The following is an 11,551-nucleotide window of genomic DNA, read 5'->3' as shown; positions in this document are numbered from 1 at the left end:
TTCTGCAGGGGAAGTGGTTCGCGGACAGTGGCGAGCTGCAGCGTGCCTTCGACCACTGGCGCAACGTTTATAACCTTGAACGCCCACACGCTTCACTGGATATGGCAGTGCCTGCTTCGCGGTATCAGCCCTCTGCGCGACAGTACAGCCGTCGCGTTGCCCCCCGGAATATGACGAGGGAGTGATGGTCAGGAAAGTGGATATCAGCGGGAAGCTGAGTGCAAAAGGCATCAGTCTGAACGCAGGCAAAGCGTTCAGGGGGGAGCATGTCGGGCTGAAGGAGATGGCGGAAGACGGTTGCTATGAAGTGTGGTGGTACAGTACGAAAGTGGGGGTTATCGACCTGAAGAAAAGGTCGATAACCATGGGTAAAGGATGTTAAATAGTGTTCACCATGTCCCCGAACACCTGTCTACCATGTCTCCGGACCGTACATGGGAGAGGGCTAGGGAGAGGGGAGAAGACGATCAGCGACGAACAGCGATCGCTTCGATCTCAATCTTCACATCTTTCGGCAAACGAGCCACTTCCACACAAGAACGTGCCGGGAAGGTGGCGTTATGTTCGGTGAAGAACGCTTCGTAGGTGGCATTCACGGTGGCGAAATCGTTGAGATCTTTCACGAAAACGGTGGTTTTCACGATGTCGCCCACTTTCAGGCCTGCGGCTTCAACGATAGCCTGAACGTTTTCCAGTGACTGGCGCGCCTGTGCCGCAACGTCTTCCGCTACAGTACCGGTTTTCGGGCAGACCGGGATCTGGCCGGAGGTGATGATCATACTGCCGAGATCAACGCCCTGAACGTAAGGGCCGATGGCAGCAGGTGCTTTTTCCGTCGCAATAACTTTGCTCATGATATCTCCATTAAACAGCGGTATTAGGTTTCAGTGGAACCCGGCCATTATAGGGAGCCGGGCACCCGATACCAACCTCAATTAGTTCGCCAGCACCGCAGTGTGTGAAAACTCTTTCTCGCAGTATTTGCATTTCAGGGCGATATCGTCAGCGCGCTGTTTCACGCTAAAACTCGACGAAACCGGCTCCGCGTGGCTGATGCAGTTGCTGTTCGGGCACACCAGCACGCTTTCAATGCGCTCCGGCAGGCTTGGGCGGGATTTGCCGACCACTTCGTAATTATCGATACGGTTCACCGTGGCGTGCGGCGCGTACAGAGACAGCTGGTTCACCTGCTCGTCGGTCAGGAACGTGTTCTCGATTTTAATCAGATCCTTGCGACCCATTTCGCCAGATGGCAGGTTCAGGCCGATGGTGATGCGCTGGTCGGTTTCGGTCAGCTTGAATAAGGTCAGCAATTTAAAGCCAATCTGCGCCGGGATATGGTCGATTACGGTGCCGCGTTTGATGGCTTCTACCTGAAGTTTATTATCGTGTGTCATCGTCATTTCCCCTTACAGAGCCAGGTCGCTGTTCAGAACCAGTGCCAGCAATGCCTGGCGTGCGAAGATGCCGTTACCGGCCTGCTGGAAGTACCAGGCGTGCGGCGTTTTATCGACATCGGTGGTGATCTCATCAATGCGTGGCAGCGGATGCAGCACCTTCATGTTGCTGCGTGCGCCTTCGAGGTCGGCGGCGCGTAATACGAACTGCGCCTTCACGTTGGCGTATTCAGACGGGTCCAGACGCTCTTTCTGCACGCGAGTCATATAAAGAATATCCACTTCTGCCATCACTTCTTCGATAGTGCCGTGCACGCTCCAGGCAATGCCTTTTTCATCCAGCATATCGAGAATGTATTGCGGCATGGCCAGCGCATCCGGGGCGATAAAGTAAAAACGATTGCCGTTAAATTTCGCCAGCGCCTGCGTCAGTGAGTGAACGGTACGGCCATATTTCAGGTCGCCTACCATCGCAATATTGAGGTTTTCCAGGCGGCCCTGCGTTTCCTGAATGGTAAAGAGATCGAGCAGCGTCTGTGTTGGGTGCTGGTTTGCGCCATCGCCCGCGTTCAGAACTGGAATACCGCCGGAAAACTCTGTTGCCAGGCGCGCCGCACCTTCCTGCGGATGGCGCATCACAATGGCGTCAACGTAGGTGCTGATGACCGAAATGGTATCGGCCAGCGTTTCGCCTTTTTTGCCAAGCGAAGTATTCGCGCTGTCGGAGAAGCCCACCACGCTGGCGCCCAGACGGTGCATCGAGGTTTCAAACGACAGACGGGTGCGGGTAGAGGCTTCAAAGAAGCAGCTGGCGATAACCTTGTGCTTAAGCAATTCGGGCTGGGGATGGGCTTTCAGTTTGGCGGCAGTCGCCAGAACCCGTTCAAGGTCTTCGCGGCTGAGATCGTTTATGGAAATGATATGTTTTTGATATAGCGGGTTAGCCATGTTTATCTCCTGACGCCTGGGCAAAAAAAAAGCCCCTTATAAAAGGGGCTTCCTGAATTCGATGATGTCACGGGAGAAAAACGGCAGGCCAGCGTCTGTTTTCAGACGCGGTAAGACAGAATGTCGTACGCAGTTGACCATGCTTCCTCCCGGCAAAACGACTGGCATTATACGCAGCAAATCGAAGGGATCAAGCGATAAGTTCACAGACAGGAAAACGATTGCTTCGAGAAGCATGCGCCAGCGCAAATATCCGCAATAAAGCGATGGAATCCCCCTGTGAAGGAGCGTATAAAACTCGAAATTGAAACGTTGTTTTATATTCTGGAGGCTTTATGATCGCAGGAAACATTCATCATTTGCATAGCTGGCTGCCGCAGGAGCTGCGTCAGGCTATTGAACACATTAAAGCGCACGTGACTGAGGCCACGCCGCTCGGGAAACACGATATCGACGGTAACCGCCTGTTTTATCTGATTTCCGAAGACACCACCGAGCCGTTCGCTGATCGTCGTGCGGAGTATCACGCGAAGTATCTGGATATCCAGATCATTCTCAAAGGTCAGGAGGGGATGACGTTCAGCACCCAGCCTGCCGGGAAGCCGGATACCGACTGGCTGGCCGATAAAGACATCGCCTTTTTACCCGAAGGCGTGCAGGAAAAAACGGTGATTCTGAGCGAGGGTGATTTTGTCGTGTTCTACCCTGGCGAAGTGCATAAGCCGCTGTGTGCAGTGGGAACGCCTGCGAAGGTGCGTAAGGCGGTTGTGAAGCTGTTGGTAGAGTGATTTGTAGCCCCTCTCCCTAACCCTCTCCCAAAGGGAGAGGGGACTTGTACGGTGCGCGTTTGATTTTCTCCCTCTCCCTACGGGAGAGGGCCGGGGAGAGGGGACACGCCATTGCAAATAATTATTTCGCTAGCGTCGCCACCATCACCGCTTTAATGGTGTGCATCCGGTTTTCGGCCTGATCGAACACGATGCTCGCTTCAGACTCAAACACCTCGTCCGTCACTTCCATGCCGCCATGCAGGCCAAACTCTTGCGCCATTTGCTTGCCGAGGGTGGTCTGGTCGTCGTGGAACGCAGGCAGGCAGTGCAGGAGTTTCACCTGCGGGTTACCGGTCAGTGCCAGCATGTTTTTATTCACCTGGTAGTCACGCAGCAGGGCGATACGTTCGGCCCATTTGTCTTTGGCTTCGCCCATCGATACCCACACGTCGGTGTAGATGAAATCGGCACCTTTCACGCCAGCGGCAATGTTTTCTGTCAGCGTAATATCGCCGCCATTCTTTTGCGCCAGCGCTTTGCATTCTGCCACCAGACTCGCTTCCGGCCAGCACGCCTGTGGCGCGACCAGGCGCAAATCCAGCCCTGTCAGCGCAGCGGCTTCCAGCATCGAATTGCCCATGTTGTTGCGGGCGTCGCCTGCGTAAACCAGCGTCATCTCATTAAACGCTTTGCCTGGTAGATGTTCCTGCATAGTCAGCAAATCTGCCAGCAACTGGGTGGGGTGAAATTCGTTAGTCAGGCCGTTCCACACTGGAACTCCCGCATACTCTGCCAGCGTTTCTACGATCTCCTGGCCGTAGCCGCGGTACTGAATGCCGTCATACATGCGGCCCAGCACGCGGGCGGTATCTTTAATGGATTCTTTATGGCCAATCTGGCTGCCGCTTGGGCCGAGCCAGGTCACACGAGCGCCCTGATCGTAGGCGGCAACTTCGAAAGAGCAACGGGTACGGGTCGAGTCTTTTTCGAAGATGAGCGCGATGTTTTTACCGATCAGTTTTGGCACTTCCTGACCGTGCTTTTTATCTGCTTTTAACTGGGCGGCCAGAGAGAGCAGATGGGTGAGTTGGGCAGGGGTAAAATCCAGTAACTTCAAAAAATGCTTCTGATAAAACGTCGTCATCATTTCCTCTCATGGCTTAGGCCACTTATTGAATTAAAATTCAATTTATATGTATGAATATTCATTTGCAACCCCGATTCACAAATCTTTGCGGGAAAGGTGGAGGCAATGGGCGCGGTATGTGAAAATAGAAGTATCTGCCGCACATCATGAGGAACGAGCTATGGCAAACCCGGAACACCTGGAAGAGCAGCGCGAAGAAACGCGTCTGATTATTGAAGAATTACTGGACGATGGTAGCGATCCGGATGCGCTGTATACCATCGAGCATCATTTCTCGGCGGATGATTTCGACACTCTTGAGAAGCTGGCCGTAGAAGTCTTCAAGCTGGGTTACGAAGTGACTGAGCCAGAAGAGCTGGAAGTTGAAGAAGGTGAGATGGTGATTTGCTGTGACGCGCTCAGTGAATGTGCGCTGAAAGCAGACCTCATCGACGCGCAGGTTGAACAGTTGATGAACCTGGCTGAAAAATTCGGCGTTGAATATGACGGCTGGGGCACCTACTACGAAGATCCTAACGGTGAAGACGGCGAAGGTGATGACGAAGAGTACATCGACGAAGACGATGACGGCGTTCGCCACTAAGCGTTGACCGATGCGGTGGCGCCCGCTGCCGCATCGCTTTCATGAGAGTTTTTTTGAGCATGGATTACCCGCAAATACTCGCCCCGGTGTTAACGTTTCTGCATTGCCCCACGCCTCAGGCCTGGATCGACAAAGCTCGCGATCCGCAGCACCTTCCTCTGTTGTTAACTGACCACCTGGTGTGTGAGCTCAAAGCGGCTCAAACCGCCATGCTGTTGGTGCGCAAATACGTTGCCGATAAAGCCGGAGCGGATGAGCTTCTGGCCTGGCTACAGCCCTACGAAGCCTTTGCCTTCCGCGCCGGGCCTGAGCCCGATTTCATCGCATTGCAAAAACAGATTGGCAAAAGCGTGATGCCGCAAACCGACGATCCGTGGGGGCGGCAGCTTATCGACAGTATGGTGTTGCTCATCAAAGAGGAGTTGCATCATTTCTGGCAGGTGCGGGAAATCATGCTGGCTCGTGAGATCCCTTATATCAAGATCACCGCCAGTCGCTACGCCAAAGGCATGCTAAAGGAAGTACGAACTCACGAACCGCTGACGCTAATTGATAAGCTGATATGTGGGGCGTACATCGAAGCGCGTTCCTGTGAGCGCTTTGCCGCCCTGGCCCCGTATCTTGATGAAGAGTTGCAGAAGTTTTATCTGTCGCTGTTGCGTTCCGAGGCGCGGCACTATCAGGATTATCTGACGCTGGCGCAGCAGGTCTCTGATGAGGATATTACGCCACGGGTGAGATTCTTTGGTGAGGTGGAGGCGGCGTTAATTTCCACGCCGGATGAGGAGTTTCGTTTTCATAGCGGGGTGCCGGTTTAGCGTTTGTTGTATCCCCTCTCCCTAACCCTCTCCCAAAGGGAGAGGGGATCAAGACAGAGCGGCGTTATTTCTCTCCCAGTGGGAACGGCGGTAAAGACAGAGTGGTCTTTTCTTTCTCCCTCTCCCTTTGGGAGAGGGCAGGGGAGAGGGGCGCTTGCAGAAGCTAAATCTAAAGCACCTTCAGCATTCGAACTTCACAGTCCACATGCCCGGTACAACCTAGCGGGCCGTCGATATGCTCAAAGCCCAGATGCTCATACAGCGCAATCGCCTCTTTGAGAAAGGCCGTGGTTTCCAGATAGCAGCGCTTAAAGCCCTGCTCACGCGCGTGGTCCATCGCCATCAGCGCCAGCTTTTTCGCCATCCCTTTGCCGCGAGCTGACGGCAGAAAATACATCTTTTGCAGCTCGCAGATATCCGTCTCGCTGCATTGCAACGGGGCCACGCCGCCGCCGCCGACCACGCGGCCTTCTTCCTCAAGTACCCAATAGGCGTGTCCTGGCTGGCTGTAGAGTTGGTATAACTCATCCAGATTGGGATCGGCGACGGTATAGCCTTTATCGGCTGTTAATCCGTATTCCGCGGAGACCTGGCGAATTACCCGTGCGACAGCCGGGTTGTCCTTCTCAGCGATCCTCCGCAGCGTCACCGCGGCGTGGGTCATAACGTTCATAGCATGGCTCATGGCAATAAGTAACAGATAGTGCAGTTAATAGCACCGTAGAAAGGGGAGTGCAAGAGAGTCGGGACAGAGAAGAAACCCCTTACGCAGGGCGCGTAAGGGGTTGAGGGATCACAGCGCGGCGATCACAGCCTGCTGTTCAATCAGCTTCGCTTTCGCTTCGGCATAACCATCCAGCTTCTCACGCTCTTTGGCGATCACCGCTTCTGGTGCGCGCGCGACAAAGCCTTCGTTCGACAGTTTGCTTTCGATGCGGCCGATTTCACCGTCGATCTTCGCCACTTCTTTCGCCAGACGCGCCAGCTCATCTTCTTTGTTGATGAGGCCTGCCATTGGGATCAGCAGCTCTGCGCCGTCGATGATTTTAGTCACGGAGACCGGACCTTTATCATCGGCTGGCAGCACGGTGATGCTTTCCAGACGCGCCATGGACTGCAGGAAGCTCTGGTTATCGGTCACGCGACGCTGAGCGTCAGCGCTGCAACCGCGCAGCAGCAGCTCGAGCGGTTTGCCCGGTGCGATGTTCATTTCCGCACGGATGTTACGTACAGCGATGATCGCCTGCTTCAGCCATTCGGTGTCCGCCAGTGCCGCTTCATCAACCTGTGCCGCATCGTACGCCGGGAACGGCTGCAGCATGATGGTGTCCGCGTCGTTACCCACGATGGTTTTCACACGCTGCCAGATGGTTTCGGTGATGAACGGAATGATTGGGTGCGCCAGGCGCAGCAGGCCTTCGAGCACGGTCACCAACGTGTGGCGAGTGCCACGCAGTTCAGCTTCTGAACCGCCGGTCATCACTGGTTTGGTCAGCTCCAGATACCAGTCGCAGAACTGGTTCCAGGTGAACTCATACAGGATGCCTGCGGCGATATCGAAGCGGAAGTTATCCAGCGCTTCGCGGTAGGCTTTCACGGTGTGGTTGAATTCAGCGAGGATCCAGCGGTCGGCCAGCGACAGCACTTTCTCGCCGCCGTTGAAGCCGCAATCCTGATCTTCGGTGTTCATCAGTACAAAGCGGCTGGCGTTCCACAGCTTGTTACAGAAGTTGCGGTAACCTTCCAGGCGCTTCATGTCCCAGTTGATGTCGCGACCGGTAGAAGCCAGTGCCGCCAGGGTGAAGCGCAGGGCATCGGTGCCGTGCGGCTCAATGCCGTTCGGGAACTGTTTCTCGGTACGCTTGGCAATCTTTTCGGCCAGCTGCGGCTGCATCATATTGCCAGTGCGTTTCTCCAGCAGGTCTGCCAGAGATATACCGTCCACCATATCCAGCGGGTCAATGACGTTACCCTTGGACTTGGACATCTTCTGGCCTTCGTCGTCACGAATCAGGCCGGTCATGTAAACCGTGTGGAACGGAACCTGCGGCTTGCCGTTTTCATCTTTGATGAAGTGCATGGTCATCATGATCATGCGGGCGATCCAGAAGAAGATGATGTCGAAGCCGGAGACCATCACGCTGGTTGGGTGGAACTGACGCAGCGCGTCGGTGTTTTCCGGCCAGCCGAGGGTAGAGAACGTCCACAGCGCGGAGGAGAACCAGGTGTCGAGCACGTCTTCGTCCTGACGCAGCGCAACGTCGGCGCTCAGGTTATTTTCCTGACGCACTTCGTCTTCGGTGCGGCCCACGTAGACGTTGCCTTCGTTGTCGTACCATGCCGGAATACGGTGACCCCACCACAGCTGACGGGAGATACACCAGTCCTGAATGTCACGCATCCAGGAGAAATACATGTTTTCGTACTGCTTCGGTACGAACTGAATGTCGCCATTCTCAACGGCTTCAACGGCTGGTTTTGCCAGCACGTCGGCGCGCACGTACCACTGGTCGGTCAGCATTGGCTCGATAACCACGCCGCCACGGTCGCCGTACGGCACGGTCAGATCGTGAGGTTTGATTTCTTCGAGCAGGCCGAGAGCGTCAACTGCCGCGACAACTGCTTTACGGGCCGCGAAACGCTCCAGCTTCTGGAATTCAGCCGGGATGTCGGACGGATAAACGTCGGACTCTTCGCCTTTGGTGTCGAACACCTGTGCGCTTTCGCGGATATCACCGTCGAAGGTCAGAATGTTGATCATCGGCAGGGCGTGACGTTTGCCGACTTCGTAGTCGTTAAAGTCGTGCGCCGGGGTGATTTTCACGCAGCCGGTGCCTTTTTCCATGTCGGCATGTTCATCGCCAACAACTGGAATACGGCGGTTGACCAGCGGCAGAACGAGGAATTTGCCAATCAGGTCTTTGTAGCGCGGATCTTCCGGGTTAACCGCTACGCCGGTATCGCCCAGCAGGGTTTCCGGACGAGTGGTGGCAACCACCAGGTAATCTTTGCCGTCAGCGGTTTTTGCGCCGTCGGCCAGCGGGTAGCGGATGTGCCACATCGAGCCTTTAGACTCGCGGTTTTCCACTTCCAGGTCAGAAATCGCGGTGCGCAGTTTCGGGTCCCAGTTGACCAGACGCTTACCACGATAGATTAAATCTTCTTTGTACAGGCGAACGAAGACTTCTTTCACGGCATTGGAAAGGCCTTCGTCCATAGTGAAACGCTCTCGCTCCCAGTCCACGGAGTTACCGAGACGGCGCATCTGACGGGTAATGGTGCCGCCGGATTCGGCTTTCCACTGCCAGATTTTGTCGATGAAGGCATCGCGACCGTAGTCGTGGCGGGTTTTCCCTTCTTCAGCGGCAATCTTACGCTCCACCACCATCTGGGTTGCGATACCCGCGTGGTCAGTACCGGCCTGCCACAGGGTGTTTTTGCCCTGCATGCGCTGGTAGCGGATCATGGTGTCCATGATAGTTTGCTGGAAGGCATGACCCATATGCAAACTGCCGGTGACGTTCGGCGGCGGGATCATGATGCAGAAGCTTTCCTGGCTTTCATCACCATTCGGTTTGAAATAGCCCTGCTTTTCCCAGTGCTCGTAAAGCGGCTGTTCGATATCTTGTGGGTTGTATGTCTTTTCCATTATTTCCAGGTTGCCGTATTCAGGTTAAAACCAGCCATGCGGTACGCTTTGTAGCGGTCGCGCGCCAGTTGTTTTAAGGAATCTTCGTGAGGAACGAAGTCTATCACTTCTGTGAAAGCGGTGGCAAAATCTGCAAAGCCAACGCGCAGGCTGATAAGCAAATCCCGCGGGCTGCTGTTGCGCTTTTGCGGCCAGGCTATCTCAACAGGTGCCCCCCCGCGTGGGCCTTCGCCAGACAGATTATGCGGGACAAAGCTTTCCGCCGGGCGTGACCACAGCGCCTCATCAAGGCGAATGGCCTGTTTCTCGTCTTCACAGGCGATCAGAATGCGTTTCCCCGCTCGCCACCTGTCCGCCGCCAGCTCACACACCAGTTGTTCAACAGCGCTTAGGCCGTCGGCGGTGTTGTCGTTATCGAGCAGGTAGAACGTCGCATTCTTCATAATATGGGGTTTCTTGTGGTGATTTTAAATCGTAGACCCTCACCCCGGCCCTCTCCCTCAAGGGAGAGGGAGAAAATCCCCTCGCCCCTTTGGGGGGAGGGTTAGGGTGAGGGGCTGTAGCATTACTCTTCGCCGTTAAACCCAGCGCGGTTCAGCAGGAACTGAGACAGCAGGGCAACAGGACGGCCGGTTGCGCCTTTGGCTTTACCGGAACGCCATGCGGTGCCCGCGATGTCGAGGTGCGCCCAGTTGTACTTGCGGGTGAAGCGTGACAGGAAGCAGCCCGCGGTAATTGCCCCGCCAGGACGGCCACCAATGTTCGCCATATCCGCGAAGTTGGTTTCCAGCTGTTCCTGATACTCATCGCCCAGCGGCAAGCGCCATGCGCGGTCACCGGCTTGTTCAGACGCGCCAATCAGCTCATGCGCCAGCGGGTTGTGGTTCGACATCAGGCCAGTAATGTGATGGCCCAAAGCGATAACACAAGCGCCAGTTAACGTCGCCACGTCGATCACCGCTTCTGGCTCGAAACGCTCCACGTAGGTCAGCACATCGCACAGCACCAGACGGCCTTCGGCATCGGTGTTCAGCACTTCAACGGTTTGACCTGACATGGTGGTCAGCACGTCGCCTGGGCGATATGCGCGTCCGCCAGGCATGTTTTCACAGCCAGCCAGCACGCCGATGACGTTCAGCGGCAGTTGCAGCTCTGCCACCATGCGCATCACGCCGTAAACCGCCGCCGCGCCGCACATGTCGTACTTCATCTCATCCATGCCTTCGGCAGGTTTGATGGAGATACCGCCGGAGTCGAACGTCAGGCCTTTACCGACCAGCACGATTGGACGGGCATCTTCCGCCGGATTGCCTTTGTATTCAATGACCGACATCAGGGACTCGTTCTGCGAGCCGTTGCCGACCGCCAGATACGAATGCATGCCGAGCTCTTTCATCTGCTGTTCGCCAATCACGCGGGTGACGACGTTTTTGCTGTAGGAGTCGGCAAGCTGGCGCGCCTGCGAAGCCAGGTATCCGGCGTTACAGATGTTTGGCGGCATATTGCCCAGATCTTTCGCTGCCTTAATACCCGCAGCAATCGCCAGACCGTGCTGGATGGCGCGTTCACCGCTGGTGAGTTCGCGACGGGTCGGCACGTTAAAGACCATTTTACGCAGAGGGCGGCGCGGCTCGGTTTTGTTGGTTTTCAACTGGTCGAAGCTGTACAGCGTCTCTTTCGCGGTCTCAACCGCCTGGCGTACTTTCCAGTAGTTGTTGCGGCCTTTGACATGCAGTTCGGTCAGGAAGCACACCGCTTCCATCGAACCGGTGTCATTGAGCGTATTGATCGTTTTCTGGATAACTTGCTTATACTGACGTTCATCCAGCTCACGCTCTTTGCCACACCCAATCAGCAGAATGCGCTCAGAGAGCACGTTCGGCACGTGGTGCAGCAGCAGAGTCTGGCCAGGTTTGCCTTCAAGCTCGCCACGGCGCAGCAGGGCGCTGATATAACCGTCGCTGATCTTATCGAGTTGTTCGGCGATCGGGGAGAGACGGCGTGGTTCAAAGACGCCAACAACGATGCAGGCACTCCGCTGTTTCTCCGGGCTACCGCTTTTTACACTGAACTCCATGCACTACGCTCCTGAATCTTAAAGACAACGGCGGTGGCTACGGATAGAATTGCAAGCTTTCGTAACTCATGTCCGCTGTTGCGGTGACTTCGTGTTAATCTTAACGATATCGCGATGTTGGCTCGTCAGAACCGGGTCTGAAACGTAAAGCCGCTGAGTCAT

The 11,551-nt window shown here is 55.4% G+C and carries 13 protein-coding genes and 1 pseudogene; 4 read left to right on the top strand and 10 right to left on the bottom strand.

Annotation, left to right across the window (positions count from 1 at the left end; genetic code table 11):
• Positions 1-382, top strand: a pseudogene (locus ACRCWW_RS02160) (integrase core domain-containing protein); the annotation flags it as partial.
• An 85-nt stretch (positions 383-467) separates the two neighbouring features.
• Here the strand turns inward: ACRCWW_RS02160 and ACRCWW_RS02155 are convergent.
• From ACRCWW_RS02155 to ACRCWW_RS02140, 4 genes are all read right to left on the bottom strand, one after another.
• Positions 468-854: an enamine/imine deaminase gene (locus ACRCWW_RS02155; RefSeq protein WP_438680921.1), complete on the bottom strand. Its 387-nt coding sequence runs from the start codon at positions 852-854 to the stop codon at positions 468-470.
• Positions 855-935: 81 nt separating this feature from the next.
• A complete protein-coding gene (gene pyrI / locus ACRCWW_RS02150; protein WP_404660047.1) occupies positions 936-1,397 on the bottom strand; it encodes an aspartate carbamoyltransferase regulatory subunit in 462 nt (153 codons plus the stop codon).
• Positions 1,398-1,409: 12 nt separating this feature from the next.
• Complete coding sequence (gene pyrB / locus ACRCWW_RS02145) at positions 1,410-2,345, bottom strand: aspartate carbamoyltransferase (protein ID WP_438680920.1); 936 nt, start codon at positions 2,343-2,345, stop codon at positions 1,410-1,412.
• A gap of 36 nt (positions 2,346-2,381) precedes the next feature.
• The gene (locus ACRCWW_RS02140) at positions 2,382-2,486 is read right to left on the bottom strand and encodes a pyrBI operon leader peptide (protein WP_438680919.1); all 105 of its coding nucleotides are present in this window, start codon (positions 2,484-2,486) and stop codon (positions 2,382-2,384) included.
• A gap of 194 nt (positions 2,487-2,680) precedes the next feature.
• Between ACRCWW_RS02140 and ACRCWW_RS02135 the strand changes: the two genes are divergently transcribed.
• A complete protein-coding gene (locus ACRCWW_RS02135; protein WP_438680918.1) occupies positions 2,681-3,133 on the top strand; it encodes a YhcH/YjgK/YiaL family protein in 453 nt (150 codons plus the stop codon).
• Between the two features lie 121 nt (positions 3,134-3,254).
• Here ACRCWW_RS02135 and argF read toward each other — a convergent pair whose 3' ends face one another.
• Both argF and argL read right to left on the bottom strand, forming a co-directional pair.
• Positions 3,255-4,259, bottom strand: coding sequence for an ornithine carbamoyltransferase (gene argF / locus ACRCWW_RS02130; RefSeq protein ID WP_438680922.1), 1,005 nt, complete (start codon positions 4,257-4,259; stop codon positions 3,255-3,257).
• Positions 4,259-4,324, bottom strand: coding sequence for a putative translational regulatory protein ArgL (argL, locus tag ACRCWW_RS02125; protein WP_404660062.1), 66 nt, complete (start codon positions 4,322-4,324; stop codon positions 4,259-4,261). Before argL ends, argF begins: the two co-directional genes overlap by 1 nt.
• Before the next feature lie 98 nt (positions 4,325-4,422).
• On the opposite strand from argL, the gene rraB reads away from it, so the two are divergent.
• The gene (rraB, locus tag ACRCWW_RS02120; protein ID WP_330985408.1) at positions 4,423-4,845 is read left to right on the top strand and encodes a ribonuclease E inhibitor RraB; all 423 of its coding nucleotides are present in this window, start codon (positions 4,423-4,425) and stop codon (positions 4,843-4,845) included.
• Between the two features lie 41 nt (positions 4,846-4,886).
• Positions 4,887-5,663 carry a tRNA isopentenyl-2-thiomethyl-A-37 hydroxylase MiaE gene (gene miaE, locus ACRCWW_RS02115; protein ID WP_438680917.1) on the top strand — a complete coding sequence of 259 codons (777 nt, stop codon included), beginning with the start codon at positions 4,887-4,889 and terminating at the stop codon, positions 5,661-5,663.
• A 169-nt stretch (positions 5,664-5,832) separates the two neighbouring features.
• On the opposite strand, the gene ACRCWW_RS02110 is transcribed toward miaE, so the two are convergent.
• The 4 genes from ACRCWW_RS02110 to pepA all read right to left on the bottom strand — a co-directional run bounded on the left by ACRCWW_RS02110 (position 5,833) and on the right by pepA (position 11,389).
• The gene (locus ACRCWW_RS02110) at positions 5,833-6,336 is read right to left on the bottom strand and encodes a GNAT family N-acetyltransferase (RefSeq protein WP_438680916.1); all 504 of its coding nucleotides are present in this window, start codon (positions 6,334-6,336) and stop codon (positions 5,833-5,835) included.
• A 120-nt stretch (positions 6,337-6,456) separates the two neighbouring features.
• Positions 6,457-9,312 carry a valine--tRNA ligase gene (locus tag ACRCWW_RS02105; RefSeq protein WP_438680915.1) on the bottom strand — a complete coding sequence of 952 codons (2,856 nt, stop codon included), beginning with the start codon at positions 9,310-9,312 and terminating at the stop codon, positions 6,457-6,459.
• The gene (gene holC / locus ACRCWW_RS02100) at positions 9,312-9,755 is read right to left on the bottom strand and encodes a DNA polymerase III subunit chi (protein WP_330985412.1); all 444 of its coding nucleotides are present in this window, start codon (positions 9,753-9,755) and stop codon (positions 9,312-9,314) included. Before holC ends, ACRCWW_RS02105 begins: the two co-directional genes overlap by 1 nt.
• A 122-nt stretch (positions 9,756-9,877) precedes the next feature.
• Positions 9,878-11,389, bottom strand: a complete 1,512-nt coding sequence (gene pepA / locus ACRCWW_RS02095; RefSeq protein WP_438680914.1) for a leucyl aminopeptidase — start codon at positions 11,387-11,389, stop codon at positions 9,878-9,880.
• Positions 11,390-11,551: the final 162 nt, after the last annotated feature.

The sequence above is a fragment of the Scandinavium sp. genome, assembly GCF_051650185.1.
Classification (GTDB): domain Bacteria; phylum Pseudomonadota; class Gammaproteobacteria; order Enterobacterales; family Enterobacteriaceae; genus Scandinavium.
The sequence above is the reverse complement of the archived record's forward strand: the minus strand, read 5'-3'. Positions and strand labels throughout refer to the sequence as shown.